The 26,887-nt window shown below is 71.6% G+C and carries 25 protein-coding genes; 14 read left to right on the forward strand and 11 right to left on the reverse strand.

The features are described 5' to 3' along the window. Positions 1–67: 67 nt before the first annotated feature. A complete protein-coding gene (locus AB4091_RS21050; protein ID WP_442294703.1) occupies positions 68–1,855 on the reverse strand; it encodes an acetyl/propionyl/methylcrotonyl-CoA carboxylase subunit alpha in 1,788 nt (595 codons plus the stop codon). 123 nt (positions 1,856–1,978) lie between these two features. Here AB4091_RS21050 and AB4091_RS21055 point away from each other — a divergent pair, with 123 nt between their 5' ends. The 3 genes from AB4091_RS21055 to AB4091_RS21065 all read left to right on the forward strand — a co-directional run bounded on the left by AB4091_RS21055 (position 1,979) and on the right by AB4091_RS21065 (position 4,033). Further along, positions 1,979–2,500: a DUF3806 domain-containing protein gene (locus AB4091_RS21055; RefSeq protein WP_442294705.1), complete on the forward strand. Its 522-nt coding sequence runs from the start codon at positions 1,979–1,981 to the stop codon at positions 2,498–2,500. Between the two features lie 22 nt (positions 2,501–2,522). Beyond that, positions 2,523–3,383: a tryptophan 2,3-dioxygenase gene (locus tag AB4091_RS21060; protein WP_442294707.1), complete on the forward strand. Its 861-nt coding sequence runs from the start codon at positions 2,523–2,525 to the stop codon at positions 3,381–3,383. Between the two features lie 119 nt (positions 3,384–3,502). Next, a complete protein-coding gene (locus AB4091_RS21065) occupies positions 3,503–4,033 on the forward strand; it encodes a class I SAM-dependent methyltransferase (protein ID WP_442294778.1) in 531 nt (176 codons plus the stop codon). 1 nt (position 4,034) lies between these two features. Here the strand turns inward: AB4091_RS21065 and AB4091_RS21070 are convergent, their stop codons facing one another. The 4 genes from AB4091_RS21070 to AB4091_RS21085 all read right to left on the reverse strand — a co-directional run bounded on the left by AB4091_RS21070 (position 4,035) and on the right by AB4091_RS21085 (position 6,680). Beyond that, positions 4,035–4,652 (reverse strand): helix-turn-helix domain-containing protein, encoded by a 618-nt coding sequence (locus tag AB4091_RS21070; protein ID WP_442294709.1) that lies wholly within the window; start codon positions 4,650–4,652, stop codon positions 4,035–4,037. 292 nt (positions 4,653–4,944) lie between these two features. Then, positions 4,945–5,400: a SufE family protein gene (locus AB4091_RS21075; RefSeq protein WP_442294711.1), complete on the reverse strand. Its 456-nt coding sequence runs from the start codon at positions 5,398–5,400 to the stop codon at positions 4,945–4,947. Between the two features lie 4 nt (positions 5,401–5,404). Next, complete coding sequence (locus tag AB4091_RS21080; protein ID WP_442294713.1) at positions 5,405–6,283, reverse strand: sulfurtransferase; 879 nt, start codon at positions 6,281–6,283, stop codon at positions 5,405–5,407. A 13-nt stretch (positions 6,284–6,296) separates the two neighbouring features. Further along, on the reverse strand, positions 6,297–6,680 hold the full coding sequence (locus AB4091_RS21085; RefSeq protein ID WP_442294715.1) for a MerR family transcriptional regulator: 384 nt from the start codon (positions 6,678–6,680) through the stop codon (positions 6,297–6,299). An 85-nt stretch (positions 6,681–6,765) separates the two neighbouring features. Here AB4091_RS21085 and AB4091_RS21090 point away from each other — a divergent pair, with 85 nt between their 5' ends. From AB4091_RS21090 to AB4091_RS21100, 3 genes are read left to right on the forward strand one after another with little or no spacing between them, the layout of a single operon-like run. Then, complete coding sequence (locus AB4091_RS21090; protein WP_442294717.1) at positions 6,766–7,944, forward strand: acyl-CoA dehydrogenase family protein; 1,179 nt, start codon at positions 6,766–6,768, stop codon at positions 7,942–7,944. After that, a complete protein-coding gene (locus AB4091_RS21095) occupies positions 7,941–9,497 on the forward strand; it encodes an acyl-CoA carboxylase subunit beta (RefSeq protein ID WP_442294719.1) in 1,557 nt (518 codons plus the stop codon). Before AB4091_RS21090 ends, AB4091_RS21095 begins: the two co-directional genes overlap by 4 nt. Then, the gene (locus AB4091_RS21100) at positions 9,451–10,758 is read left to right on the forward strand and encodes a hypothetical protein (protein ID WP_442294721.1); all 1,308 of its coding nucleotides are present in this window, start codon (positions 9,451–9,453) and stop codon (positions 10,756–10,758) included. The genes AB4091_RS21095 and AB4091_RS21100 overlap by 47 nt, the downstream gene beginning before the upstream one ends. Here AB4091_RS21100 and AB4091_RS21105 read toward each other — a convergent pair. The 6 genes from AB4091_RS21105 to AB4091_RS21130 all read right to left on the reverse strand — a co-directional run bounded on the left by AB4091_RS21105 (position 10,749) and on the right by AB4091_RS21130 (position 19,428). Next, a complete protein-coding gene (locus AB4091_RS21105) occupies positions 10,749–11,423 on the reverse strand; it encodes a Maf family protein (RefSeq protein ID WP_442294723.1) in 675 nt (224 codons plus the stop codon). The two genes, AB4091_RS21100 and AB4091_RS21105, sit on opposite strands and share 10 nt — an antisense overlap. 98 nt (positions 11,424–11,521) lie before the next feature. Then, the gene (locus AB4091_RS21110) at positions 11,522–13,693 is read right to left on the reverse strand and encodes a carboxypeptidase regulatory-like domain-containing protein (RefSeq protein ID WP_442294725.1); all 2,172 of its coding nucleotides are present in this window, start codon (positions 13,691–13,693) and stop codon (positions 11,522–11,524) included. Between the two features lie 173 nt (positions 13,694–13,866). Further along, on the reverse strand, positions 13,867–15,561 hold the full coding sequence (locus AB4091_RS21115; RefSeq protein ID WP_442294727.1) for a DUF885 domain-containing protein: 1,695 nt from the start codon (positions 15,559–15,561) through the stop codon (positions 13,867–13,869). Between the two features lie 69 nt (positions 15,562–15,630). Further along, positions 15,631–17,382: a protein kinase domain-containing protein gene (locus tag AB4091_RS21120; protein WP_442294729.1), complete on the reverse strand. Its 1,752-nt coding sequence runs from the start codon at positions 17,380–17,382 to the stop codon at positions 15,631–15,633. Between the two features lie 127 nt (positions 17,383–17,509). Then, positions 17,510–17,794, reverse strand: coding sequence for an acyl-CoA carboxylase subunit epsilon (locus tag AB4091_RS21125; RefSeq protein ID WP_442294731.1), 285 nt, complete (start codon positions 17,792–17,794; stop codon positions 17,510–17,512). A 5-nt stretch (positions 17,795–17,799) separates the two neighbouring features. Continuing rightward, positions 17,800–19,428, reverse strand: a complete 1,629-nt coding sequence (locus tag AB4091_RS21130) for an acyl-CoA carboxylase subunit beta (protein WP_442294733.1) — start codon at positions 19,426–19,428, stop codon at positions 17,800–17,802. Between the two features lie 24 nt (positions 19,429–19,452). Between AB4091_RS21130 and AB4091_RS21135 the strand changes: the two genes are divergently transcribed. From AB4091_RS21135 to purE, 8 genes are all read left to right on the forward strand, one after another. After that, positions 19,453–20,385, forward strand: coding sequence for a biotin--[acetyl-CoA-carboxylase] ligase (locus AB4091_RS21135; protein ID WP_442294735.1), 933 nt, complete (start codon positions 19,453–19,455; stop codon positions 20,383–20,385). A 7-nt stretch (positions 20,386–20,392) separates the two neighbouring features. Beyond that, positions 20,393–21,586, forward strand: coding sequence for an adenylate/guanylate cyclase domain-containing protein (locus AB4091_RS21140; protein ID WP_442294737.1), 1,194 nt, complete (start codon positions 20,393–20,395; stop codon positions 21,584–21,586). A gap of 20 nt (positions 21,587–21,606) precedes the next feature. Beyond that, entirely contained in the window at positions 21,607–22,452 is an 846-nt protein-coding gene (locus AB4091_RS21145) for an enoyl-CoA hydratase/isomerase family protein (RefSeq protein WP_442294739.1), read from the forward strand. 143 nt (positions 22,453–22,595) lie between these two features. Continuing rightward, the gene (locus tag AB4091_RS21150) at positions 22,596–23,273 is read left to right on the forward strand and encodes a response regulator transcription factor (RefSeq protein ID WP_188031287.1); all 678 of its coding nucleotides are present in this window, start codon (positions 22,596–22,598) and stop codon (positions 23,271–23,273) included. A gap of 11 nt (positions 23,274–23,284) precedes the next feature. Then, on the forward strand, positions 23,285–24,304 hold the full coding sequence (locus tag AB4091_RS21155; RefSeq protein WP_442294742.1) for a sensor histidine kinase: 1,020 nt from the start codon (positions 23,285–23,287) through the stop codon (positions 24,302–24,304). 54 nt (positions 24,305–24,358) lie between these two features. After that, the gene (locus AB4091_RS21160; protein WP_442294744.1) at positions 24,359–25,006 is read left to right on the forward strand and encodes a GtrA family protein; all 648 of its coding nucleotides are present in this window, start codon (positions 24,359–24,361) and stop codon (positions 25,004–25,006) included. 21 nt (positions 25,007–25,027) lie between these two features. Continuing rightward, the gene (locus AB4091_RS21165) at positions 25,028–26,233 is read left to right on the forward strand and encodes a 5-(carboxyamino)imidazole ribonucleotide synthase (RefSeq protein ID WP_442294746.1); all 1,206 of its coding nucleotides are present in this window, start codon (positions 25,028–25,030) and stop codon (positions 26,231–26,233) included. Then, entirely contained in the window at positions 26,230–26,790 is a 561-nt protein-coding gene (purE, locus tag AB4091_RS21170) for a 5-(carboxyamino)imidazole ribonucleotide mutase (RefSeq protein ID WP_442294748.1), read from the forward strand. The genes AB4091_RS21165 and purE overlap by 4 nt, the downstream gene beginning before the upstream one ends. Positions 26,791–26,887: the final 97 nt, after the last annotated feature.

Here is a 26,887-nt window from a genome sequence, read left to right on the forward strand (position 1 = left end):
GGCCGCTCCACCTCGCTGGTGGAGCGGCCCTCGTCGTGTGCTGACGCGCCTGCGGGGTGTCTCCGGCTCAGGCCTCGGCGTCCTTGATCTCGGCGAGGACGGCGCCGGAGGTGACGGTCTCGCCGACGGAGGCGGTCAGGCCGGTGATGACGCCGTCCTTGTGGGCGGTGATGGGCTGCTCCATCTTCATCGCCTCGAGGACGATGACGAGGTCGCCGGCGGCGACGGTGGCGCCTTCCTCGACGGCGATCTTGACGATGGTGCCCTGCATCGGGGCGGTGAGGGAGTCGCCCGAGGCGGCGCCGCCGGACTTGCCGCCGCCGGAGCGCTTCGGTGCCTTCTTCTTCGCGGCCGAGCCGCCACCGCCGCCGAGGGACAGGCCGCCGGGCAGCGACACCTCGAGGCGCTTGCCGCCGACCTCGACGACGACGGTCTGGCGCTCCTCGGGCTCGGCCCCGTCAGCGCCGCCACCCGACCCACCGGCATACGGCTGCACGGTGTTGTCCCACTCGGTCTCGATCCAGCGGGTGTGGATCGTGAAGGGCGTGCCGTCGGACGGGGCGAAGGCCGGGTCGGCGACGACCGCGCGGTGGAACGGCACGACGGTCGGCATGCCGTCGATGGTCAGCTCGGCCAGGGCGCGGCGGGAGCGCTCGATGGCCTGCTCACGGGTGCGGCCGGTGACGATGAGCTTGGCGATCATCGAGTCGAAGGCGCCGGCGACGGTGTCGCCCTCGACGATGCCGGCGTCCCAGCGCACACCGGGACCCTGCGGCACGACCATCTTCGACACGGTTCCGGGTGCCGGGAGGAAGCCGCGGCCGGCGTCCTCGCCGTTGATGCGGAACTCGATGGAGTGGGCGTGCGGCTCGGGGTCGGAGTAGTCGAGGGTCTCGCCGTTCGCGATGCGGAACTGCTCACGCACGAGGTCGATGCCGGTGACCTCTTCGGTCACGGGGTGCTCGACCTGCAGGCGGGTGTTGACCTCGAGGAAGCTGATGTCGCCGGCCGGGCCGACGAGGAACTCGCACGTGCCGGCGCCGACGTAGCCGGCCTCCTTGAGGATGGCCTTGGACGCACGGAGCAGCTCGGTGTGCTGCTCGTCGGTGAGGAACGGCGCGGGCGCCTCCTCGACGAGCTTCTGGTTGCGGCGCTGCAGCGAGCAGTCGCGGGTCGAGACGACCACGACGTTGCCGTGCTGGTCGGCGAGGCACTGGGTCTCGACGTGGCGCGGGTGGTCGAGGAAGCGCTCGACGAAGCACTCGCCGCGACCGAACGCCGTGACGGCCTCGCGGACGGCCGAGTCGTAGAGGTCGGGGATCTCCTCCATGGCGCGGGCGACCTTGAGGCCGCGGCCGCCGCCGCCGTAGGCCGCCTTGATCGCCACCGGGAGGCCGTGCTCCTTCGCGAAAGCGACGACCTCGTCGGCGCCGCCGACGGGGTCCTTGGTGCCGGGCACGAGCGGCGCGCCGGCCTTCGTCGCGATGTGGCGGGCCTTGACCTTGTCGCCGAGGGAGTCGATGGCCTCGGGGCCGGGGCCGATCCAGACGAGCCCGGCGTCGATCACGGCCTGGGCGAAGCCGGCGTTCTCGGCGAGGAAGCCGTAACCGGGGTGGACGGCGTCGGCGCCGGACTGTTTCGCGACGTCGAGCAGCTTGTCGACGAGCAGGTAGCTCTCGCCGGGGGTCGAACCACCCAGCGCGTACGCCTCGTCGGCGACCTTCACGTGCAGGGCATCCCGGTCGGGGTCCGCGTAGACCGCCACCGAGGCGATGCCGCTGTCCGCGCACGCCCGCGCAATGCGGACCGCGATCTCACCACGATTTGCGATCAGGACCTTGCTGATGGATGCCATGGCTCGGACTCTATCGGGCTGACGTCGCGTCACTTCCGCCTCCAGACGCCTATTCCAGGCCGTCCGGGAGTGAGGTCCGGCACATCGGGGCCCGTCACCCTCCCAGACACTAGATTGGCTCGCATGGGACTGTTCTCGCGGAAGGACAAGAGCGACGTCGAGTCGTCCTCGGACCCGACCCAAGCTGCCGACGCTGACGAGCCCGGTGACGAATCCGTGGCGTTCGACCCCGCGGGGCGGCCGGTGACGGGGCCGCTGGGCGAGGTCGAACGCGCCCGTCTCGATGCCGCGCTCGCGCATGCCGCGCAGGTCGGCGTCGACGTCGACAGCCTCGCCTCGATCGGCGAGCACTACGACGACGCGTACCGCCGCTGGGCGGCGAGCAACGGCGGCGACGGCGACGGTTCCGACGTCATCGTCGACACCTTCGCGACGGCGATCGGCGAGCACCTGGCTCGCCACAGCGCCCGGGAGTGGGCCGTCGTCACCGACGTCTTCGGCACCGACGTCGGGCTCGTCGCGGCCCGGGCCGACACGGTGGTCGTGCCGCACAACCTCGTGGGGGCCCGGTGGATGCGCGGCGAGACCGGGTGGATCCCGGGCGTCGTCTCCCACCTCGTGAGGATCCGCCCGCGGCCCAGCTGAGACGCCTCCTAGGATCTCTGGCATGGCCACGGACGACCGGCGCGTCACGCGCGAGCTCGAGGAGGGCATCGAACGCGACTTCACGCGCAAGATGTCCTACGGCGACTACCTGCGTCTTGAGACGCTGCTCAGCGCGCAGCAGCCGCTGAGCGACCCGCCGCAGCACGACGAGCTGCTCTTCATCATCCAGCACCAGACGTCCGAGCTGTGGCTCAAGCTCATGATCCACGAGCTGCGTTCTGCCCGAAGGCTTCTCGGTGAGGACGAGCTCGCGCCGGCGCTCAAGCGGCTGGCGAGGTTCAAGCACATCCAGCACACGCTCACCGACCAGTGGTCGGTGCTCGCGACGCTGACGCCCAGCGAGTACGCCGAGATCCGCCCGTTCCTCGCGACGAGCTCGGGCTTCCAGTCGGCCCAGTACCGCGAGGTCGAGTTCCTGCTGGGCAACAAGAACGCCGACATGGTCGCGGTCTTCTCGCACGACGAGGTCGCTCGCACCGAGCTGGACGGCCTGCTCCACGAGCGGAGCCTGTACGACGAGTTTCTCGCCTACCTGTCGCGCCGCGGGTACGCCGTCCCGCCGCACCTGCTCGACCGTGACTGGACCCAGCCCTACCGCCTCGACCAGGGGCTCGTCGACGTCTTCGCCGGGGTGTACGCCGAGCCGCACGAGCACTGGGGTGTCTACGAGACGTGCGAGGAGCTCGTCGACCTCGAGGACAACTTCCAGCAGTGGCGCTTCCGTCATCTCCAGGTCGTGCAGCGCACGATCGGCCAGAAGACCGGCACGGGCGGTTCGACGGGTGTCGACTTCCTCCGTCGTGCCCTCGACCTGACCTTCTTTCCCGAGCTCTATGAGGTGCGGACACGGATCGGAGGCTGACCGTGGCTCAGGACTGGCACGAGCGAGCGGATGTGCTTGCGGCGCAAGCGATCTCCGATGGCGCCCCTACAGCCTGGTTCGACCGACTGTATGCCGAGGGGTCGTCGGGCGTCGTGAGCATGCCGTGGGACCGGTCGGAGCCCGCGCCGCCGCTGCGGGACTGGGTGCAGGGGCGCGGGGTCGTCGGCGACGGGCTGCGCGCGGTCGTCGTCGGCTGTGGTCTCGGTGCCGATGCGGAGTTCGTCGCCGGCCTCGGCTTCCAGACCGTGGCGTTCGACGTCGCCCCGTCCGCCGTACGAGTGGCGCAGAACCGGCATCCGGGAAGTGCCGTCGACTACCGGGTGGCCGACCTGCTCGACCTGCCGGGGGAGTGGCTCGACGGCTTCGACCTCGTCGTCGAGATCTACACGGTCCAGGCGCTGCCGGACCCTCCGCGCTCGTCCGCGGTGGAGGGCGTGCGCAGCCTCGTCGCCCCGGGCGGAACGCTGTTCGCCGTGGAGTTCCGGGAGGACGGCGAGTCCGACTCGACGAGCGGTCCGCCGTACGCATTGAGCCGTGGTCGCATGCGGTCGTTCGCGGGTGAGGGGCTCGAGGAGGTCGAGGTGACCGCCATCGAGGGTCAGCGCTGGCGGGCCGTGTTCCGCCGGTGAGCTAACGGCCGAAGCGGTCGCGCTCTGGCTCACAACGGCGGGGGCAGCCGGACACGCAGAAGGCCTCGAAGCAGGCGTCCAGGCACGTGCAGTCATCCGTCATCGGAGCACTGTCGACGACCGGCTGGCGCCCACGCATGAGCCGCACCCGACGGCGCAGCTCCCCGTCGGTCGGATGGTCGGCCGGTCGCGCACGCTGCGGCTCCTTCGCTGCCTGCCGGTCGCGGAAGTCCCTGTGCCTGAACCACGCTCGGGCAGCCTCCCTGTCGTAGCGCGGACGAATCGCTCGTTCGTAGGGCACTTCGTCCGGCGGTGCCACGTCGAGGTGCGCCGGGAACCGGCGACCCTGGTTGTCGCGCACGAGGTCCTCTGGCACCGGTGCCACCATGTGCCCCTCGGCATCGACGACCGCCAGGCGCAGGCCGGCAACGGCGAGGATCTCTTCGAAGCGTCCCACGGTCGGCACCGACGCACCCGACTCGATGCGGCTCACCGTGCTCGCCGTCGCGCCCACGAGAGCCGCCAGATCGCGCTGGCTCAGGTCGGCGAGGCGACGAACCCGGACGACATAACGCCCGATCCGGTCGTCGCTGCCACCCGCGCCTCCTGCTCTCGCCATGACGACAGGCTGCAGCGCACAGCAGGCGGCTCGCTGGGACCGTCCACAGGTGGACGGGACGGAGATCTTCCCCGCGGTCCCCACGTCACTGTTGCGCGGGGCGCAGCAGTGACGTACGCGATCGGTGTAGTCACCTGGCGGGCGGCGCGTCCGGGCGGCTACGTCACTGTTGCGTGGGGCGCAGCAGTGACGTACGCGATTGGTGTAGTCACCTGGTGGGCGGCGCGTCCGGGCGGCTACGTCACTGTTGCACGGGGCGCAGCAGTGACGCGGTGTCTGCCGGGTCACGTGGTCAGACGGCGGTCTTCACCCGGACCTGGCGCTTGATGCGACCTAGCATCGCGACCATGCCGCGCATGCGAAGGGGCGAGACCGCCTCGGCGAGGCCGAACCGCATCGGGGCGTCGTCGGGGACCGCCAGCACCTCCGCCGCACTGAGCCCGTCCAGGCCCTCGTGGAGGATGCCGGCGAAGCCGCGGGTGGTCGGAGCCTCGGCGGGGGCGTCGAAGAAGAGGCTGACCGCCCGGTCGTCGAGGGACGCGCCGTCGGCGACCTCGACCGTGAGGAAGAGCGGCGACTGGCACTCGTCGACGCGCTCGAGCTGGTCGAGGTGACCGGCATACCGCTCGGGGAGGGCGGGCAGCTCGTCGCTGAACTCGAGGAGCAGCTGCAGCTTGAGCTCGTTGCTCGCCGACCGGAAGTCGTCGGCGATCTCGGACAGCGATGCAGGCAGCGGAGTGTCGCTCATGTGCTCAGCGCTCGATCGGGACGCGCACGGAGTTGCCCCACTCGGTCCACGAGCCGTCGTAGTTGCGCACCGTCTCGAAGCCGAGCAGGTGGGTGAGCACGAACCACGTGTGCGACGACCGCTCGCCGATGCGGCAGTACGCGACGACGTCGTCATTGGGGGCCAGGCCCTGCTCGGTCAGGTAGATCGCCTCGAGGTCCGCTCTGGACTTGAACGAGCCGTCCTCGTTGGCGGCCCGCGCCCACGGCACCGACTTCGCGCCGGGGATGTGCCCACCGCGCATGGCCCCCTCCTGGGGGTAGTCGGGCATGTGGAGCAGCTCGCCGGAGAACTCGCCGGGGGAGCGGACGTCGACCAGGGGCTTGCCGAGGTGGGCCAGGACGTCGTCCCGGAACGCGCGGATCGGGGCGTCGTCGCGCTCGGCCACCGGGTAGTCGACCGTGGTCGGCGCCGGGAGGTCGCGGGTCAGCTCACGACCCTCGGCGATCCACTTGGCCCGGCCGCCGTCGAGCAGTCGGACGTCCTCGTGGCCGAAGAGGCTGAAGACCCACAGGGCGTACGCGGCCCACCAGTTGCTCTTGTCGCCGTAGAGCACGACCGTCGTGTCGCGCGAGATGCCGCGCTTGCCCATCACCTCGGCGAAGCGCGCGCCGTCGACGTAGTCGCGCGTCACCGGGTCGTTGAGGTCGACGTGCCAGTCGATCTTGACCGCGCCGGGGATGTGGCCCGTGTCGTAGAGCAGGACGTCCTCGTCGGACTCCAGGACCACGATGCCGTCGGGACCCCCGACGGCACCCGCCGCGACCTGCTCGGCCAGCCAGTCGGTGGTGACGAGGCGCTCGGGGTGGGCGTACGCGGAGATCTTCGTGTCGTCAGCGCTCATGTGGCCCATCGTGTCACGCGAGCTTGTCGAGGTCCTCACGGCACCGGCGCTCGAACTCACCCAGCTCGGCGATGGCGTCCTGGATGTCGCGCAGCCGCTGGTCGAGGTCCGCACGGCGCTCGTCGATCTGGCCGAGGACGTACTCGAGCTGGGTGCGCCGCCCGCGTGGCGCGTCGAAGAGGTCGATGATCGTGCGGATCTCCTCGAGCGGGAAACCGAGGCGCTTGCCGCGCAGGATGAGGCTCAGACGAGTGCGGTCACGGCGGTGGAAGATGCGCTGCGTTCCCCGCCGTTCGGGGGAGATGAGGCCGAGGTCCTCGTAGTGGCGGACCGTGCGGTGGGTCACGCCGAACTCGTCGGCCACCTGGGCGATGGTCCACGTCGGCGCACTTGTCATGGCGTCGATCATGCTTTACGTTTACGTCAACGTCAAGCACGCGTCACGAGCGCGTGACGGCCGCGAACCCTTCAGGAGAACAGCGATGTTCGAGCTCAGCCAGGACCACGAGGACTTCCGCAAGGTCGTCCGCGACTTCGCCGAGAAGGAGGTCGCCCCTCACATCGCCAAGTGGGACGCCACCTCCCACTTCCCGGCAGACCTCGTGCCGAAGATGGGTGAGCTCGGCCTGTTCGGTCTCGTCGTGCCGGAGGAGTACGGCGGCGCCGGCGACGCCGGCGACTTCACGAGCCTCTGCGTCGCCATCGAGGAGCTCGGTCGGGTCGACCAGTCGATCGGCATCACGCTCTCCGCCGGTGTCGGCCTCGGCATCAACCCGATCCTGACCTACGGCAACGAGGAGCAGAAGCAGCGCTTCCTGCCCGACCTCGTCTCCGGGCAGACTCTCGCCGGCTTCGGCCTCACCGAGCCCGAGGCCGGCTCGGACGCCGCCGCGACGAAGACCCGCGCAGTGCGCGACGGCGAAGAGTGGGTCATCGACGGCGCCAAGGCCTTCATCACGAACTCCGGCACCGACATCACCTCCGTCGTCACCGTCACCGCGCGCACGGGCACCAACGAGGACGGGTCGCCGAAGATCTCGGCCATCATGGTCCCCGCCGGCACGCCCGGCTTCGTCGTCGAGCCGGCGTACCACAAGCTCGGCTGGCACGTCTCCGACACCCACGGCCTCACCTTCGAGGGCTGCCGCGTCCCCGCTGAGAACCTGCTCGGCGCGGAGGGGCAGGGCTTCAAGCAGTTCCTCAAGACCCTCGACGACGGCCGCATCGCCATCTCGGCGCTCGCCGTCGGGTGCGCCCAGGCGTGTCTCGAGCTCGCCACCGACTACGCGAAGACGCGCACCGCGTTCGGCAGGCCGATCGGCGTCAACCAGGGTGTCTCCTTCCAGCTCGCCGACCTCGCGGTCATGGTCGAGGGCGCGCGCCTGCTGACCTACAAGGCGGCCTGGCTCAAGGACGAGCTGCACGCCGGCAAGCGCTCGGTGAAGGAGGTCAAGCAGGCCGCCGCCATCGCCAAGCTCTACTCGACCGAGGCCGCCGTCACGGCGACCCGCATCGCCACCCAGGTCTTCGGCGGAAACGGCTTCATGGAGGAGTTCCCGGTGGCCCGCTTCTACCGCGATGCGAAGATCCTCGAGATCGGCGAGGGCACCTCCGAGGTCCAGCGGATGCTCATCGCGCGTGGCCTGGGGCTGCCCGCATGAGCGAGTCCGACCCGCGCGTCGCCGACGTCCGCGCCCGCCTCGCCAAGGCGCACGCCGCCTCCGCCAGCGCGCCCGAGAAGGCACAGGCGAAGCTCGACGCGCAGGGCAAGATCTACGTCCGCGACCGCATCGCGCTGCTCTTCGACGAGGGCTCCTTCGTCGAGGACGGCCGCTACGCCAACGCGCTCCAGCCCGGGCTGCCCGCCGACGGCGTCGTCACCGGCCGCGGCACCGTGGACGGCCGGCCCGCGATCGTCATCGCGAACGACCCGACCGTCAAGGCCGGCTCCTGGGGCTCGCGCACCGTCGAGAAGATCGTGCGCGCCACCGAGATGGCGCTGCGCGAGGAGCTGCCGGTCTTCTGGTTCGTCGATTCCGCCGGCGCCCGCATCACCGACCAGGTCGAGATGTTCCCCGGCCGCCGCGGCGCGGGCCGCATCTTCCACAACCAGGTCGCCCTGTCGGGCAAGGTGCCGCAGATCTGCTGCCTCTTCGGCCCGAGCGCGGCCGGTGGCGCCTACATCCCGAGCTTCTGCGACCTCATCATCATGGTCGAGGGCAACGCCTCGATGTACCTCGGCAGCCCCCGCATGGCCGAGATGGTCGTCGGCGAGAAGGTGTCGCTCGAGGAGATGGGTGGTGCGCGCATGCACTGCACCGTCTCCGGCGTCGGCGACCTGCTCGCCCACGACGACGCCGAGGCCATCGAGCTGGCCAAGCTCTACTTCTCCTACGTGCCCGGCACGTGGCGCGACCACCCACCGACGTATGCCGCCGAGGAGCCGGCGTCGCCGCTGACGCGCGACACGGTGCCCGAGCGCGAGTCCGTGCCGTTCGACATCCACGACGTCATCGAAGGCCTCGTCGACGACGACTCCTTCTTCGAGCTCAAGCCGCTCTGGGCGGGTGAGCTCGTCATCGGCTTCGGCCGGATCGACGGTCAGACGGTCGGCCTCGTCGCCAACAACTCGATGGTCAAGGGCGGGGTGCTGTTCACCGACAGCGCCGACAAGGCCGCGCGGTTCATCTGGCTCTGCGACGCCTTCAACATCCCGCTCGTCTACCTCGCCGACGTGCCCGGCTTCATGATCGGCTCCGAGGTCGAGCGCGGCGGCATCATCCGGCACGGCGCCAAGATGGTCAGCGCCGTCTCGTCCGCGACCGTGCCGCAGTTCTGCGTCGTCGTGCGCAAGGCGTACGGTGCGGGGCTCTATGCGATGGGCGGCCCCGGCTTCGGCCCCGACGCCACGATCGCCCTGCCGACCGCGCGGATCGCCGTGATGGGGCCGGAGGCGGCCGTCAACGCCGTCTACGCGAACAAGATCGCCGAGATCGAGCAGCAGCAGGGCGCCGAGACCCGCGACGCCTTCGTCGCCGACCGCCGCCGCGAGTACGAGGAGGACGTCGACATCGAGCGTCTCGCGGCGGACCTCGTGCTCGACTCCATCGTCGAGGCGGATGAGCTGCGCTCGGACCTCGTGCGCCGACTGGCTTATGCTTCCCGGCGTGACCGTCACTTCAGCGAGCGCCGCCGCGCCGTCCCGCCGGTCTGAGCCGCGCCTCGGTCACAGGCTCGAGCACCCCGACCGCCAGGCGGAGCTGAAGCTGCCGTTCTGGCGACGATTCCCGATCTGGTTCCCGTTCGCGGTCTTCGCCGTCTCTCGCCTGTTCGTGTGGGTCGCTGCCACCTACCTGTCCAGGTACCAGATCCCGCTGCCCATCGGCACCGCCAACATCCGCATCTTCTACCCCACACCGGCCGACCCCGGCTACAACGCGGTGATGACCGGCTGGGACGGCCAGTGGTACCGCGTCATCGCCGAGCAGGGCTACCCGGCCGTGCTGCCCAGGGTCGGCTGGGGCGGCATCGACATGAACCCGTGGGCCTTCTTCCCGGTCTTCCCGATGACCGTCGGGCTCATCATGAAGGTCACCGGCCTGCCGTTCGCACTCGTCGCGCCGACGCTCTCGACCGTCATCGGGTTCGTCGCGATGTACATGCTCTTCAAGCTCGTCGACCAGGTCGTGGGCCGCTGGGAGGCGATCGTCGCGGTCGTCGCGACGAGCTTTTTCATCGCCTCGCCCGCCTTCTCCGCGTCCTACACCGAGTCGACCGCCCTGCTCGGGGTGGTGACCGTGCTCTGGCTGCTGCGACGCCGGCAGTACTGGTGGGTGGCGGTCACGCTGCTCGTGCTCTCGCTCAGCCGCAACGTCGTCATCGCGATGGTCCCGGTCATCGTCGCCCACGCCGTCGTGCGCTGGCGGCAGGGCGACGAGGGTGCCCACCCGAAGCGCTTCCGGGTGGCGATGGGCGCGCTGGCGGCATACGCGGGCGCCCTGACGTGGCTGTGGCCGACGATCGTCACGATCGCCACGGACACCCCCAACGCCTACAACGACACGATGCTCGCCTGGAACATCGAGACCAAGATCAAGCTCTACCTGTGGTGGAACCTGCTGTACCAGTACTGGGGCGTCCTGGGGCAGGTCGGCGGTGTCCTCGGCGTCGCGGCCTTCGCGTGGTTCATGCTGTCGAAGCAGTCGTGGCGCTGGGGGCCGGAGATCTGGGGCTGGGCCGGCGCCTACCCGGCATACATCATCCTCGTCACGAGCACGACGCCGAGCCGCGTGCGTTACGCGCTGCTGGCGTTCCCCATGACCCTCGTGATCGCCTGGTTCCTCAAGCTGCGCTGGTGGCGGCGCTACCGCTACTGGCTGCTCGGGCTCATCGTCGTCGTCGGTGCGGCCCAGATGTGGTGGTGGACCGAGCACTACCTCGTCATCGAGAACCTCACCGACGACCTCTACCCCTGAGTCGCGCCGGCCGGTGAGCCGCCCGCGACGTCGAACCAGCCGATGCCGGCGTCGCCGAGCAGCTCTCGCAGCAGGGGCAGGGAGAGGCCGACGACGTTGTGGTGGTCGCCCTCTACGGAGGTGACGAAGGCGCCGCCGAGGCCGTCGATCGTGAACGCGCCCGCGACGGTGAGCGGCTCACCGGTCGCGACGTACGCGTCGATCTCGGCGTCTGAGAGCGTGGCGAAGTGGACCGTGGTCGAGGCGGTCGCGCCGAGCGTGGCGCCGCCCGGGCCTCGGTCGTCGACGAGCCAGTGACCCGTGTGCAGCACGCCCGAGCGCCCGCGCATGCGGTGCCAGCGCCGGATCGCATCGGCCGCGTCGGCCGGCTTGCCGTGCACCTCCCCGTCGAGCTCGAGCACCGAGTCGCAGCCGAGCACGACGGCGCCCGCGTCGAGGCCGGATGCGACGTCCTCCGCCTTCGCCCGGGCGAGCAGCAGCGCGATGTCGGCGGGCTCGAGCGGGCCGTAACGCTCGGTGGCCTCGGCCACGGCGAGGTCCTCGTCGACGGTGCTCACGACGACGGTCGGCTCGATGCCCGCCGCGCGCAGCGTGGTGAGGCGGGCGGGCGAGGCGGAGGCGAGGACGAGGGAGACGGCGGGGGCGTCGGTGAGGGGGGTCGACATGCCGTCATCGTAGGGGCCGAGCCGCAGCCGGGAACGACCGACGGCACCACCCCGTGGGAGCGGCGCCGTCGGTCGATCTTGACGGACGTGGTTCGGTGTCAGGCGATCGCTGCCGTCTGCGCCGAGTAGACGGCCCTGGTGAGGTAGCCGGTCCTGGCGCCCGTGACACGGACCTTGACGTACTTGCCCTTGTCGAGGCTCGTCAGCTTGTACGTCCTCGCGGTCGCCCCCGAGATGGCGGCGCCGGAGCGGTACCACTGGTAGGCGTACGCGGTGGGCGCCGGGGACCACGTGCCGGGCACGGCCGTCAGCGTGTAGGCGACCTTGCGGGTGCCCGACATGGTCGGCGTCGGGGCCGTGAAGGCCCCCAGCACCGCGGTGGTCGCCGCCGAGGTCTTCGCGACCGTGAGGTAGCCGGACCTGGCCCCGGTGACGCGGACGGTCATCGTCTTGGCCTGGTCGGTCGTCGTGAGCTTGTAGGTGCTCGCGGTGGCACCGGAGACGGCGACCCCGGAGCGGTACCACTGATAGGCCAGCGTGACCGGGGCCGGCCCCCACGCGCCGGGGACGGCGGTGAGGGTGTAGCCGACCGCCTTGGTGCCGCTGATCGTGGGCGTCGGCGCGGTGAGGCCGCCGAGCACGGCGGTGCTCGCCGCCGAGGTCTTCGCCGCGGTCGCGTAGTCGGACTTCGTGCCCGTGACCCGGACGGTCATCGTCTTGGCCTGGTCGGTCGTGGTCAGGGCGTAGGTGCTCGCCGTGGCGCCCGCGATGGCGACCCCGGAGCGGTACCACTGATAGGCCAGCGTGACCGGGGCCGGCCCCCACGCGCCGGGGACGGCGGTGAGCGTGTAGCCGACGGCCTTGGTGCCGCTGATCGTCGGCGTCGGCGCCGCCAGGGTGCCCACGACCTGTACGCCGTTGCCGTACATCTCCGCGGCGCGGTAGCCGGGGAGAGTTCCGGTCACCTTCGCGGTGACGTACGAGCCGGCGAGGTCGCTGGTCGTGGTGAACGTCGAGGCGGTGGCTCCGGCGATCGGCACCAGCCCGGCGGTGCCGTACTTCATCCACTGGTAGCTCAAAGCCACGCCGGACGGGCCCCAGGCGCCCGGGTCGACGGTGAGCACGCTGCCCACCGCCGATGAGCCGCTGACCATCGGCTCGGCGGCGGTGAGGCCCTTGCCGGCCACGGGCAGCACCATCGTCAGCTCGCGCTTGCGGGTGTCGGACGTGACGGTGAACGGCGTTGCGGTCTCGAGCGTCGTCGCGTTGTCGTAGCACCGGTCCTGGTAGCGGGTCGCAGGCGCCCACCCGTTGCCGTACCAGGTGTCGTAGACGCAGATCTTGTACGTCTTGCCGACCTCGGTCTGCTCGGCGAAGATGCCGTCCGCTCCGGTGAGCAGCGGGCCGTACTGGCGCCCGAACCAGTCGCCCTGGGCCGAGCGGTACTCGTAGAGGTTCCAGTTGATGTTCTCGAGCGGCTTGCCGGCCGCGTCGGTCACCTTGACGACGACACCGGTCCACGGGTCGAGGACGAAGTTGACCCCGGTGATCGTCTTGCCGGCCGGGATGGTCCAGTCGACGTAGTCGCTCGTGCTCTTCGTGCCGTCCCAGGTCGCCGACGCGTAGAGGTGCTGGTCGGCCGCGTCGAAGGCCTGGACGGTGCTCGGGCCCGACTCGACACCGCTGAGCGTGAAGCTGCCGTCAGCGGCAGACGTGGTGTCGACCTGCATGCCTCCGGTCGTCTTGGACGCGGCGACGCTGAAGCCGCTCAGCGGCTGGCCCGCGGTGTTCTTGACGGTGCCCTTGATCGTCGAGCGGCGGTCGAGCCTGATGTTCGCGACGGCGGGGGTCACGCCGGCGGTGACCGGGGTGGCGTCATCGAAGCTGCCCTTGTCGGCGTACCACTCGATGCCCCACTGCGAGGCGCACGTCATCGTGCCCCAGCAGCCGGCCTCGATCCTGTAGGGGCCGGGCGAGGCGAACGTGGCCGAGTAGGTGCCGTCCGAGCTGAACGTGACCGAGCCGGCGTCCTGGTACGTGGCGTCGTAGATCCAGAGGCCCGCGTCCCCGACACCGACGACGGCGCCGGTGGCGTCGAGGCCGGTGACGCGACCGGTGATGGTGTAGGTGGCGGCGTCGGCGGACGGGGCGGCCAGCGGCAGCAGGCCGAGGGCGACGGTGGTGGCGGTGAGCGCGGTCAGGAGACGGCGCGCAGCACGGCGCGTGATCGTCCCCTGGGTCCGGCCCACCGCGGTGCGGTGGCGGAACACGATTTCTCCCCTGTGGTGTGAGCGCCTGCTGCGAGTCGGCGGCGCGAGCACAGCATAGGTGCGGGCAGGGCCTCGCGGCGATGGGGAGCAGTACCCATCCGGACCCCTCGACGGAGGGCCCCCGACCGTCGTGGTCGGGGGCCCTCCGGAGCGCTGCCGTCGGCGCGTGGCGGTCAGATCTCCTGAAGGACCGCGGCCCGCAGCGTGTCGAGGCCGACACCGCCGATGTCGAGGGCCCGGCGGTGGAAGGCCTTGAGGTCGAAGGCATCGCCCTCGCGCTCACGCACCTCGTCGCGCAGCTGGAGCCACAGGCGCTCGCCGATCTTGTAGCTCGGGGCCTGCCCCGGCCAGCCGAGGTAGCGGTTGAGCTCGAACCGGAGGATCTTCTCGTCCATGAAGCCGTAGCGGGTCAGGTAGGTCCACGCCTTGTCGTAGTCCCACGCTCCGCCGCCGACCTCGTCGGGGGCGTCGAACCCGCAGTGCACGCCGATGTCGATGACGACGCGGGCGGCCCGAAGCGACTGTCCTGCAAGCCAACCCATCCGGTTGCCCGGGTCGTCCATGTAGCCGAGCTCGGCCATCAGGCGCTCGGCGTAGAGGGCCCAGCCCTCACCGTGGCCGGAGGTCCAGGCCTCGAGCCGGCGCCACTTGTTGAGCAGGGCCGAGCGGTAGACGGTCTGCGCGACCTGCAGGTGGTGGCCCGGGACGCCCTCGTGGTAGACGGTCGTCAGCTCGTTCCAGGTGCGGAACTCGGTGTTGCCCTTGGGCACCGACCACCACATCCGCCCCGGCCGGCTGAAGTCGTCGCTCGGGCCGGTGTAGTAGATGCCTCCGGTCTGGGTCGGGGCGATCATGCACTCGATGGTCTCGACCGGGCCGGGGATGTCGAAGTGGACGTCCTTGAGGTTGTCGATGACCTCGTCGGCGCGCTCCTGCATCCACGCCTTGAGGGCGTCGGTGCCGTGGAGCTGGTACTTCTCGTCGGCGTCGAGGATCTCCACGCCACGCTGCACGCTGGCGCCCGGCTCGAGCCCCTCGGCGATCTCGGTCATCTGCGCGTGGAGGCTCGCCACCTCCTGCTGGCCCCAGCGGTAGGTCTCCTCGAGGTCGACCGCGGCGCCGAGGAAGTAGCGGGACTCGAGGCGGTAGCGGTCGATGCCGCAGGCGTCGGCGTCGGGGGCGTGGGGCAGCAGCTCCCGCTCCAGCCAGTCGGCCATCTCGCCGTATGCCGCCGCTGCCGCCGCTGCGGCGTCGGCCAGGCGGGCCTTGACGTCACCGTCGAGCGGTGCGTCTCCGACCGTGGCGTCGGCGACGATCTTGGTGAAGTAGCCGTCGTCGGCGACGAGGTCGCGCGACTGCTCGGCGCAGGCCTCGACCTGCCGGCGCGGCGACACCTGGCCGCGCTCGCGCGCGACCAGCAGGGACTCCTTGTAGCCCTCGAGGGCCGCCGGGATCTTGGCCATGCGCGCCGCGAAGGTGCTCCAGTTGTCCTCGGTGTCCTGCGGCATGAGGTCGAAGACGTCGCGCACCGCCTGCAGCGGCGAGGCGAGGACATTGAGCGACATCTCGTCGAGCCCGGCGGCATACCGGTCCTCGGAGAGCTGGAGGCGCTCGGTCATGGCGTCGACGGTGACGCGGTCGACGTCGTCGGCGGGCGTCGCGTCGCCGAGCTCGGCGAGGGTGGCCCGGCGCAGCTGCGAGGCAGCGGCGGTGCCCGCGGGGGAGAGGTCGTCGAGGTCCTCCTCGGCGCCTGGGACGCCGAGGAAGGTCGCGTTGATGGGGCTGAGGGCGACGGCGGCGTCGAAGTAGGTCTCCGCGATGCGGTCCACGTCGGTCCGGGGTCGCGCTGTCTGGGTGTTGGCAGTCACCCGGCGAACGTATTAGAGCGTGGCGACACGTGCCAGTGCATTGACGACGACAGGCGCCGCCGACGGCGGTCAGTCGTTCTGGTTGCCGTTGCCGTTGCCGTTGCCGTTGTCGCCGGCGGCGGCCTTGTCGCCGCCACCTGCGACGACGAGCACGACGACACCGTCGGCAGTCGGCTGGCCCGCGCTCGGCCAGGTTCCGACGACCTGGTCCCTGCTGTCGCCCGGGACGGTCACCCGCGTCACGCGGACGTCCTCCTTCTCGAGGCGCGACATGGCCTTCTTCGCGTCGGTGCCGACGAGGCCGTCCGGCACGACGAAGGACGTGTTGCTGGCGGCGGGCGCGTGGCCGCGGCTGACGACGAGGGCGACGGTCTGCCCCTTGGTCATCGGCTGGCCCTCGGCCGGGAAGGTGCCCAGAACGGTGTCCTCGGGTTTCGTCGAGCGCACGAGCACCCAGCGCACGTTGACCCCGGACTTGATGAGGGCGTCCACTGCCGCGCCTCGCTGCGCCCCGACCAGGCCGGTCGGGACGGTGCCGCCGTCGCTGGGCTGGGGGCCGGTCGCGCTGGGCGACGGGGCTGCCGTCGTGCTGGCGGTCGGCTTGGGCTGCGGGGCCGCCGGTCCGGCGGCGTCGGTGCCCGAGCCCGACAGGAGGACGAAGCCGAGAGTGGCCACGAGTGCGAGGACGACCGCGACGAGCGCCCAGACCAGGACGCCGGGGCCGCGGCGACGGCCGCCGTCGCGACGGGACCGCTGGGTCTCGGTCCTGGTGTCGGCGGACGTCTGCTCCCCGGTGGGCAGCAGACCGGTGGGAGGTGGGTCGCCTGCGCTCGTCGCGGACCTCGTGTCGAGCGACGAGGTGGCGAGCGCCGCGGCTGCTGCGACCGGGGCTGACGGGACGCCCAGGGCAGGCATCCGCGCCGTGTTGGCGTCGACCGCGAGCACGGACGTCGCCTCGCCGGCCGGGAGGGCCCGCGTCGCGGCGTCGGCGCCGGGCTCGCGGCGGGCGAGGGCCATCGCCATGGCGTCCGCGTCGGCGTAGCGCTCGGACGGCACCTTGGCCGTCGCCCGCAGGACCACGTCGTCGAGATCGGCTGGCAGGTCGTGGACCCGCGAGCTCGGGAGCGGGATCGGCTCGTCGAGGTGGCGCATCGCGATCGCGACCGGAGTGTCACCGTCGAAGGGGACCGAGCCGGTGAGCATCTGGAACAGCAGGATGCCGAGCGAGTAGATGTCGGTGGCGGGGCTCGTGGCCTGGCCGCGGGCCTGCTCGGGGGAGACATAGGCGGCGGTGCCCATCACCGTGCCGGTGTCGGTGAGCGAGGCCTGGCCGAGGGCCTGGGCGATGCCGAAGTCGGTGACCTTGACGGCGCCGTCGGGCCGCACGATGACGTTGCCGGGCTTGATGTCGCGGTGGACCACACCGGCCCGGTGCGCGGCGGCCAGCGCCGAGCAGACCTGCTCGGCGATGCGAACCGCGTCGCTGGGTGTGAGCCGCCCGACCTGGCGCAGCAGGCGGGAGAGGTCGGAGCCGTCGACGTGCTCCATGACGATGAAGTGCGAAGAGCCGTCGACGCCGTAGTCGTAGACCTGGGCGATGTTGGGGTGTGAGAGCGCCGCGGCCGTGGTGGCCTCGCGGCGGAACCGCTCGACGGACTCCGGGTAGTGCGCGACGGCGGGCGCGAGCACCTTGACCGCCACGACTCGACCGAGGCGGTCGTCGGTGGCGAGGTGGACCTCTCCCATCCCGCCGACGGCGATGCGCTCGCGCAGCGTGTAGCGCTGGGCCAGGCGGACGGCTGCGGAGGAGTCGACGGACATGGGCAAACAGCCTACGGGTGCAGGCCCCTGATCGCCCAACCGGAACTGGGGCACCCGGGGCGCGCAAGCGGCCGGCCCGGTAGCACCGTCGGGCCGACCCGCGTGGGTCGGCGCGGGTCAGCGTGGGTCAGCGCGGCAGGCCGCTGGAGCGCCAGCCGCCGTGGGCGCGCGAGGGACCCACGAGGCGCCACGACGGGTCCGACCAGGCAGAACGGCCGTGCTGGGCGGGGGGCTCTGCGCCGTGGCCGAGCGCGGACAGGACGGCGACGAGTGCCGCGATCTCCTCGGGGGTCGCGTCGCCGTTCACCCGGATCGTGGCCGCGAGTGCGGCCGACGTGTCGTTGACCACAGCTCTTTCGGCGGCCACGGTGCCCTCGGCGTCCACAGCGGTGTCGGGGCTCACAGCGCTCACAGTGCTCACAGTGGGATGTTCCCGTGCTTCTTGGGCGGCAGGGTCTCGCGCTTGTTCTGCAGCGCGCGCAGGGCCCGGGTGACGTTCATGCGCGTGTTCGACGGGCTGATGACGGTGTCGATGTAGCCGCGCTCGGCCGCGATGTAGGGGTTGGCGAGCGTCTCCTCGTAGTGCGCGATGAACTCCTGACGCTGCGCGTCGACGTCGCCCCCCTGCTCCGCGGTGTGCTTGAGCTCCTTGCGGTAGAGGATGTTGACGGCGCCCTGGGCGCCCATGACGGCGATCTGGCCGGTGGGCCAGGCGAGGTTGATGTCGGCGCCGAGGTGCTTGGAGCCCATCACGTCGTAGGCGCCGCCGTAGGCCTTGCGGGTGATCACGGTGATCTTCGGGACGGTGGCCTCGGCGTACGCATAGATGAGCTTGGCGCCGCGGCGGATGATGCCGTCCCACTCCTGGCTGGTGCCGGGCAGGAAGCCGGGCACGTCGACGAAGGTCAGCACCGGCACGTTGAAGCAGTCGCAGGTGCGCACGAACCGGGCGGCCTTCTCGGAGGCGTCGATGTCGAGGCAACCGGCGAACTGCAGCGGCTGGTTGGCGACGATGCCGACCGACATGCCGTCGATGCGGGCGAAGCCGGTGAGGATGTTCGGGGCGAAGAGGGGCTGGACCTCGAGGAAGTCGCCCTCGTCCACGATGTGCTCGACGACCTGCTTCATGTCGTAGGGGACGTTGGGGGAGTCGGGGATGCACGTGTCGAGCCAGCGGTCGTCGTCGGTGAGGGTGAGGTCGCCGTCGACGTCGTACGCCGGGGGCTGGTCCATGTTGTTGCTCGGCAGGTAGGACAGGAGCGCCTTGACGTAGTCGATGGCGTCCTGCTCGTCGGTGCCCATGTAGTGCGCGACACCCGACTTGCTGTTGTGCGTGAGGGCGCCGCCGAGCTCCTCGAAGCCGACGTCCTCGCCGGTGACCGTCTTGATGACGTCGGGGCCGGTGATGAACATGTGCGAGGTCTGGTCGACCATCACGGTGAAGTCGGTGATCGCGGGCGAGTAGACGGCCCCACCCGCGCACGGGCCCATCACGAGGCTGATCTGCGGGACGACGCCCGATGCCATCACGTTGCGGTGGAAGATCTCGCCGTAGAGGCCGAGTGAGACCACGCCCTCCTGGATGCGGGCGCCGCCGGAGTCGTTGAGGCCGATGACGGGGCAGCCGATCTTCATGGCGAAGTCCATGACCTTGACGATCTTCTCGCCGAAGACCTCGCCGAGGGAGCCGCCGAAGACGGTGAAGTCCTGCGCGAAGACGGCGACCTGGCGGCCGTCGACGAGGCCGTAGCCGGTGACGACGCCGTCGCCGTAGGGCCGGTTCTTCTCCTGGCCGAAGTTGTTGCTGCGGTGTCGGGCGTACTTGTCCATCTCGATGAAGGTGCCCTCGTCGAGCAGCATCGCGATGCGCTCGCGGGCGGTCTTCTTGCCGCGGGCGTGCTGCTTCTCGACGGCGCGGTCGGAGCCGGCGTGGGCGACCTCGGCGACGCGGCGCTTGAGGTCGGCCAGCTTGCCGGCGGTCGTGGTCAGGTCGGGACCGTCTGACGTGCTGGTGGGCTGCTCCGCCACGGCGTGTTCGCTTGCCATGCTGCGCAGCCTAGCCTTGGAGACGTGCGCGATTCGCTGGACTCGGACTCTGTCAGTGCGGCCTTGGTCACGTCCGGCCGCCCGTGGCGCGGAGTGGAGTTCCACCCCACCCTCGGCTCCACGAACACCCGCCTCCGTGAGCTGCTGAGCGGCCGGCCCGGGCAGGAGCCTCCCGTGCCCACGGCGCTGTATGCCGGCTCGCCCGGGCCGGGGGAGGCCGCCCTCTGGTGGGTGGTGGCCACCGACCACCAGACCGGGGGCCGGGGTCGGCTCGGCCGCGCCTGGACGGTGCCCGACCGCGCCTCGCTGGCAGTCAGCGTCGCCGTCCCGGTCGCTGACACCGCGCAGGCCGGGTGGCTGCCGCTGCTCGCCGGACTCGCGCTGGCGCGGGCTGTCTGCGACGTGTCGAGCGACGCCGGCAGTGAGGTCACGCCCCGGCTCAAGTGGCCCAACGACGTGCTCGTCGCCGAGGACGGTGACCGCAAGCTGAGCGGCATCCTCTGTGAGCTCGTCACCGTGGGCGGACGGCCGGCGGTGGTGGTCGGCACCGGCGTGAACATCGACCAGGGCCGCGACGAGCTGCCGGTCGACACCGCGACCTCGCTCGCGCTCGCCGGTGCGCAGGTGCGTCGGGAGGACCTGCTCGTCGCCTACCTCGACCACCTCGCCCGCGTGCTCGTCGAGGCCGGGATCACTCAGCTGCCCGGCAGCCCGGGCGCGAACCCCGACGGACCGAGCCGGACCGACGCCGTGGCAGTGAGGACGGCCTACCGCGAGGCGTGCTCGACGATCGGGAAGGCCGTGCGCGTACACCTCCCCACGGGTGACGCGGTGGTCGGGACGGCCGTCGGTGTAGACGAGGACGGCGCGCTCGTCGTGCGCAGCGGCAGCGGCACCAGGACGTTCGCAGCCGGTGACGTCGTCCACGTCCGACCCGCGGAGGACGGGCTGGCATGATCGGGCCATGACCGAGCCGGGCACCGAACCGGGCACAGACCCCGGCAGTGGCCCCGGCGCCGACCCTGGCAGTGGCCCTGGCAGCGCGCCCGCCACCGAACCCCCCGGGCGGGTGAGCGAGGACTACACCGAGGCGCTGCTCGGCCGCCCGCTCGAGCTGCGGCGACGCGACGTGAGCCGTGGCGCCGAGGTCTCGCTGCTCTCGGCCCGCAAGTTCTGGCACGCTCTCGGCTTTCCCGTCGTCGACACGGACGACCAGCTGTTCACCGCGGCCGACCAGAAGGCGCTCGCCGCTGTCGCGGGCATCGTGCGCGACGGGCTGCTCGACGAGCAGGTCGCGCTCGCGATGACGCGGGCCTTCGCGCGCTCGTCCGACCGGCTGGCCGGCTGGCAGTCGCAGCTCATCGCCGAGGCGGTCGAGGAGCACATGTCGGCCGCGATGGCGCACGCGGCCGACGACGACGAGCACGAGACGCGGTCGGTGCCGACCGTCGAGACCGCCACCGAGACCGCCCGCCGTCTCGCCGAGCTGACCGACCGACTCGAGCCGCTCCTCGTCTACGCGTGGCGCCGGCACCTGTCGGCCACGGTGGCACGCATGCTGGCCGACGCCGACCCCGAGTCCTACGGCATGACGAAGATGCGATCGGTCGGTTTCGCCGACCTCGTCAGCTTCACCGCCCTGGTGCGGCGGCTGTCGGAGCGCGACCTCGCCCGGCTCGTGTCACGATTCGAGGCGCTGTCGGCCGACGTCATCACCGCGCACGGCGGCCGTCTCATCAAGACCGTGGGTGACGAGGTGCTCTTCACGACCATGGGCGCGGCGCCCGCAGCGGCCATCGCGCTCGACCTCGTCGACACGATGACGCAGGACGACGTGCTGCCGGCGGTGCGCTGCGGCATGGCGCGCGGACCGATCATCTCCCGGCTCGGCGACGTCTTCGGCACGACCGTCAACCGGGCCTCACGCCTGACCGCCGTCGCGCAGGCGGGCACCGTCCTCGTCGACGCGACGATGGCCCGCGAGCTCGCGAGCCTCTCGGGCTTCGAGCTGACCGGCCAGCGCCGGCGCATCCTGCGCGGTGTCGGGCCGGTGACTCCCTCGGTGCTGCGCCGTGCCGCGACCACCGGACGTCGGCAGGCCACGAGCGCCTCCGTCCCCGACCCCAACCACCGAACCGGGTCGCGCAGCGACGCGTGACCTTCGAAGGAGACCGACGTATGCCGTCAACGACGCCTGCCGGAGACGCCCCCCGCACCGACGGGGCGGGTGAGGCCGCCCTCGTGCGGGTGGAGCGCTTCGACGAGCCGGAGCTCGCCCACGTCGCCGAGATCGTGCTCGACCGGCCCGAGGCCATGAACGCCGTCTCGACGGCCATGGCGAGGGCGATCGCTGCGGCCACCGCACAGGTCGCGGCCGACGAGTCGGTGCGCTGCGTGGTGCTCACCTCGAGCCACGCCAAGGCGTTCTGCGTCGGCGCGGACCTCAAGGAGCGCAACTCCTTCACCGACGCGGACCTCATGGAGCAGCGCCCGGTCGCGCGGGCGGCATACGGCGGCGTGCTCGACCTGCCGGTGCCGGTCATCGCGGCCGTCGACGGGTTCGCCCTCGGAGGCGGCTTCGAGCTGGCCCTGTCGTGCGACCTCGTCGTGGCGGGCGACGCCGCCCTCGTCGGCCTGCCCGAGGTGAGCGTCGGCGTCATCCCGGGCGGCGGCGGCACCCAGCTCCTCGTGCGCCGGGTCGGGTGGTCGCGTGCCGCCCGCGCGATCTTCACGGCCGCTCGGCTCCCGGCAGCCGAGGCCCTCGCCCTGGGCGCCGTCGACGAGGTGGTGCCCGCCGGCACCGCCCGCGACCGTGCGCTCGAGATCGCCCGCGCCATCGCCGCCAACTCGCCGGTCGGGCTGCGCAACGCCAAGCGGGCGATGCGCCTCGGCGCCGACGTGGGCCTGGCGGCCGGCCTCGAGATCGAGGACGGCTGCTGGCGGGCGACCGCCTTCTCCGGCGACCGTCGCGAGGGCGTTGCGGCGTTCGCGGAGAAGCGGCGGCCCGTGTGGCCGGGGCGCTGAGCGCCGCGCGAACGACCGCCGTGTCGCAACCGTGTCCGGTCCGTGTCCGTGTCGCGGGCGGCTCGGGGTGCAAATCGGATGGTTGTCGATAGGCTCACGTCGGTCGGTGCGCCCCCTCGCCGGCAGATCTTGAGGACGGTGACATGACCCGAGTGCTCCTGGCGGAGGACGACCCAGCCATCTCCGAGCCGCTGGCGCGCGCGCTGCGGCGCGAGGGCTACGACGTCGACGTGCGCGAGGACGGGGCGGCCGCGCTCGACGGAGCCAAGGAGAACCCCGACCTCGTGTTGCTCGACCTCGGCCTGCCGAAGATCGACGGCCTCGAGGTGTGCCGCCGCATCCGCGCCGAGGGCCGCACCATCCCCGTGCTCATCCTCACCGCACGCGCCGACGAGGTCGACACCGTCGTCGGCCTAGACGCCGGCGCCGACGACTACGTCACCAAGCCGTTCCGGCTCGCCGAGCTGCTGGCCCGGGTGCGGGCGCTGCTCCGGCGCACGCCCACCGAGGTCGTCGCGTCCGGCGAGCTGGTCCGCATCGACTCCGACGGCCGCCGCGCCTGGTTCAAGGGCGAGGAGCTGCAGCTGACGGCCAAGGAGTTCGACCTGCTCCGCGTCCTCGTGCGCGAGCAGGGCAAGGTCGTCTCGCGCGAGCAGCTGATGCGCGAGATCTGGGACACCGCGTGGTTCGGGTCGACCAAGACGCTCGACATGCACATCTCGGTGCTGCGCCGGAAGCTCGGCGACGACGCGACCTCCCCGCAGTACATCGCCACCGTCCGTGGCGTCGGCTTCCGGTTCGAGCGACCTCAGGCCGACTGACCGTGAGGCGCATGCTCGACCGGATGGCGCTCGTCGTGGCGGCGGTGTGCGCCGGCGCGTGCGTGCTGCTGGCCACGGCCGTCGTCGCCTTCGTCCTCGCGACCCGACGCGACGTCATGACCGACTGGCTGGCCGCCGACCCGTCCGCGGGCGTCGCCCGCTTCGGCACGGCCATGCTGGTCGTGGGCGCCGTGGGGGGCGTGACGGCATACCTCGTGACGCTCGGCACCCGGGCGCGCGTGGAGCGCTCGTCGAAGGAGCTCGTCGAGCTGGCCACCCGCTTCGCTGCCGGCGAGGCGCGCCTGACACCCGTGCACTCCGAGATCGACGAGATCGAGCACGTGTCGGGCGTCATGACCCGTCGTGCCCACGACATGACCAAGTCGCTCGCGGCCGAGCGCGACTTCGCCGCCGACGCCTCCCACCAGCTGCGCACGCCTCTCACCGCCCTGCTCATGCGTCTCGAGGAGATCTCCGAGACCGACGACGCCGACGTCGTCAAGGAGGAGGCCAACATCGCGATCGCGCAGGTCGAGCGCCTCACCCGCGTCGTCGACGACCTCCTCGGGCGCACCCGCGGCGCGGGCGGTCCCTCACCGGCGGTGTCGCTCGACTCGGTCATCGCAGCCCTGCAGCGCGAGTGGCAGCCGGCCTTCGAGCAGGCCCGGCGCTCCGTGCGCGTCCGCGGCGAGCGTGGCCTCTTCGTGCGCTCGACCCCGGTCGCACTCTCCCAGGTGCTCTCGACGCTGCTCGAGAACTCCCTCGTCCACGGGCGTGGCACCGTCGACGTGCACGCCCGACGGTCCGGTCCCTCGGTCATCGTCGAGGTCAGCGACCAGGGCGACGGCGTGCCGGCCGCGATGGCGCCGCACATCTTCGAGCGCTCGGTGAGCAGCGGCGCGGGGGGCAGCACCGGTCTCGGCCTTGCCCTGGCTCGTGACCTCGCCGAGTCCAACGGCGGACGACTCGACCTCGTGCAGGCGCAGCCGGCCCGCTTCGCCCTGTTCCTCTCCGAGGCCGAGACCGACTGACCGGACCAACTGAAGGCGCCGAGAACGCCCGGTTGCGCGGGGTAGGGTTCCCGCGTGAGGCGCCTGCGTGAGTTCCTGTTCGTGCGCCACCGCCACAACTGGGTGCTGCTGCTCCGGTTCGGGGTCGTGGGTGCCTCCGGCGTGCTCGTCAACCTGCTGACGCTCATCGCGGTCAAGAAGCTCGGGCCCGGGTTCAACCAGGCGATCATCGGCCTTCCGGCCAGCGACTACAACGTGCGCTGGTACCACGTCTACTCGACGGTCGCCTTCGTGGTCGCCAACCTCTGGAACTTCCAGCTCAACCGCACCTGGACCTTCCGCACCTCCGCCCACGCCCGCTGGTGGCACGAGTACTGGCCCTTCCTCGTCGTCGGGCTCCTCGGCCAGGTGGTGGGCCTGCTCCTGCTGACGATGCTCATGCACCTCAACTCGCCGCTGCACCTGCCGACGTCCGTGTTCGACGACTCGACCGGCTTCCGCACCCGCCTCTACTGGGCTCAGCTGATCGTCATCGCCGTCGTCACGCCGATCTCCTTCGTGCTCAACAAGATCTGGACCTTCGCCGCGGTGCGCAGCCACCACCCCGACCTCGCCGACCCGAGCCACGCCCAGGCGGTGCTTCACGACGAGGCCGCGGACGCCGGGCTCGGCGCCGGGCACCCGGCCGGGTCCGGCACGGGCCGCCCCGACCGGCTCGCCTGAGGCCCAGTACGCTTGGGCGACGTGAGCCAGCCGAAGCGCGCCCCCGGAGGATTTCCCGTCGTCGGCGTGGTCGGCGGCGGCCAGCTCGCCCGCATGATGCAGGGCCCGGCGGTCGAGCTCGGCCTCCAGCTCTCGGTGCTCGCCGAGAGCGACATGGCCGCGGCTGCGCTCGTCGTGCCGAGCTCGCCGGTGGGCGAGCACACCGACCTTGACACGGTGCGGGCGTTCGCGGAGCACTGCGACGTCGTCACCTTCGACCACGAGCACGTGCCGCCGGAGGTGCTCGAGGCTCTGGAGGCCGACGGCGTCGCCCTCCACCCCACGCGCGCCGCCCTGCGCTTCGCCCAGGACAAGCTGGCCATGCGCGACCGGCTGACCGCCCTGGGCATCGCCTGCCCGCGCTGGGCCCGCGCCACCACCGCCGACGAGGTCGCCGCCTTCGGTGACGAGGTGGGCTGGCCGATCATCGCCAAGACCCCCCGCGGGGGCTACGACGGCAAGGGTGTGGCCGTCGCGGCGTCGGCCGACGACCTCGCGGACTGGCTCGCCCGCGTCGGTGAGCCCGGGCCGCTGGCCGACGGGCTGCTCCTCGAGGAGAAGGTCGACTTCGTCCGCGAGCTCGCCGTCCTCATCGCGCGCAGCCCGTCGGGGCAGGCGGCGGCCTGGCCCGTCGTCGAGACCGTCCAGACCGACGGCATCTGCACCGAGGTCCTCGCCCCGGCGCCCGCCCTCGACCCCGACCTCGCGTCGGTCGCCACCGAGGCCGCGCTGCGCATCGCCGGCGAGCTCGGTGTCACCGGGGTGCTCGCCGTCGAGATGTTCGAGCTGCGTCCCGGGAAGGGCGCGCAGGCGGCATACGTCGTCAACGAGCTCGCGATGCGCCCCCACAACAGCGGCCACTGGTCGATGGACGGCGCCGTCACCGGGCAGTTCGAGCAGCACCTGCGGGCCGTGCTCGACCTGCCGCTCGGCGACCCGCGCACTCGCGCTCCGTGGACCGTCATGGCCAACGTGCTCGGCGGCGACCTGCCCGAGCACGAGGAGCTCTACTCCGCCTACCGCCACATCATGGCCCGCGACCCCGGCGCCAAGGTGCACGTCTACGGCAAGGGGGTGCGCCCCGGCCGCAAGATCGGGCACGTCAACGTCAGCTCGAGCGACCTCGACGACGCGCGCGACCGTGCCGGGCACGCTGCCGACTACCTCCGAGGAGTGATCACCGAATGAGCGCGACCGCAGCGACCCCGCCCTCCAACGAGGGCGCCGCGCCCGTCGTCGGCATCGTCATGGGCAGCGACAGCGACTGGCCCGTGATGCGCGAGGCCGCGCGGGCGCTCGAGGAGTTCGGCATCCCCTACGAGGCCGATGTCGTCTCGGCGCACCGGATGCCCGACGAGATGATCGCCTACGGCCAGGGCGCTGCCGCCCGAGGGCTGCGCGTCGTCATCGCCGGCGCCGGGGGAGCGGCCCACCTGCCCGGCATGCTCGCGTCGGTGACGCCGCTGCCGGTCGTCGGCGTGCCGGTGCCGCTGAAGTACCTCGACGGGATGGACTCGCTGCTGTCCATCGTCCAGATGCCTGCGGGTGTGCCGGTGGCGACCGTGTCGATCGGTGGCGCTCGGAACGCCGGTCTGCTCGCTGCGCGGATCGTCGGGACGGGAGCCGACGAGCTCGCGGGCGACGTGCGCGAGCGGATGGTCGAGTTCCAGTCCGACCTGCGCGACCAGGCGCACGCGAAGGGTGCGGCACTGCGCGAGCAGGTCGGCCGCGGACTGTCCGACTGACCCGACCGGCCTGCTGACCCGACCGGCCTGACTGACCCGGCAGGCCTGACGGACGGCGCCGCGGGCCGGGGAGCACGCGTACGCGAACTGCTCAGTC

The organism is Terrabacter sp. 2RAF25 (genome assembly GCF_052115265.1).
Taxonomy (GTDB): domain Bacteria; phylum Actinomycetota; class Actinomycetes; order Actinomycetales; family Dermatophilaceae; genus Terrabacter.

Coding starts and splice junctions, on each gene's coding strand:
- AB4091_RS21050 (WP_442294703.1), bottom strand. CDS start 1,855: ATGGCATCCATCAGCAAGGTCCTGATCGCAAATCGTGGTGAGATCGCG.
- AB4091_RS21055 (WP_442294705.1), top strand. CDS start 1,979: ATGGGACTGTTCTCGCGGAAGGACAAGAGCGACGTCGAGTCGTCCTCG.
- AB4091_RS21060 (WP_442294707.1), top strand. CDS start 2,523: ATGGCCACGGACGACCGGCGCGTCACGCGCGAGCTCGAGGAGGGCATC.
- AB4091_RS21065 (WP_442294778.1), top strand. CDS start 3,503: ATGCCGTGGGACCGGTCGGAGCCCGCGCCGCCGCTGCGGGACTGGGTG.
- AB4091_RS21070 (WP_442294709.1), bottom strand. CDS start 4,652: ATGGCGAGAGCAGGAGGCGCGGGTGGCAGCGACGACCGGATCGGGCGT.
- AB4091_RS21075 (WP_442294711.1), bottom strand. CDS start 5,400: ATGAGCGACACTCCGCTGCCTGCATCGCTGTCCGAGATCGCCGACGAC.
- AB4091_RS21080 (WP_442294713.1), bottom strand. CDS start 6,283: ATGAGCGCTGACGACACGAAGATCTCCGCGTACGCCCACCCCGAGCGC.
- AB4091_RS21085 (WP_442294715.1), bottom strand. CDS start 6,680: ATGACAAGTGCGCCGACGTGGACCATCGCCCAGGTGGCCGACGAGTTC.
- AB4091_RS21090 (WP_442294717.1), top strand. CDS start 6,766: ATGTTCGAGCTCAGCCAGGACCACGAGGACTTCCGCAAGGTCGTCCGC.
- AB4091_RS21095 (WP_442294719.1), top strand. CDS start 7,941: ATGAGCGAGTCCGACCCGCGCGTCGCCGACGTCCGCGCCCGCCTCGCC.
- AB4091_RS21105 (WP_442294723.1), bottom strand. CDS start 11,423: ATGTCGACCCCCCTCACCGACGCCCCCGCCGTCTCCCTCGTCCTCGCC.
- AB4091_RS21120 (WP_442294729.1), bottom strand. CDS start 17,382: ATGTCCGTCGACTCCTCCGCAGCCGTCCGCCTGGCCCAGCGCTACACG.
- AB4091_RS21130 (WP_442294733.1), bottom strand. CDS start 19,428: ATGGCAAGCGAACACGCCGTGGCGGAGCAGCCCACCAGCACGTCAGAC.
- AB4091_RS21140 (WP_442294737.1), top strand. CDS start 20,393: ATGACCGAGCCGGGCACCGAACCGGGCACAGACCCCGGCAGTGGCCCC.
- AB4091_RS21145 (WP_442294739.1), top strand. CDS start 21,607: ATGCCGTCAACGACGCCTGCCGGAGACGCCCCCCGCACCGACGGGGCG.
- AB4091_RS21150 (WP_188031287.1), top strand. CDS start 22,596: ATGACCCGAGTGCTCCTGGCGGAGGACGACCCAGCCATCTCCGAGCCG.
- AB4091_RS21155 (WP_442294742.1), top strand. CDS start 23,285: ATGCTCGACCGGATGGCGCTCGTCGTGGCGGCGGTGTGCGCCGGCGCG.
- purE (WP_442294748.1), top strand. CDS start 26,230: ATGAGCGCGACCGCAGCGACCCCGCCCTCCAACGAGGGCGCCGCGCCC.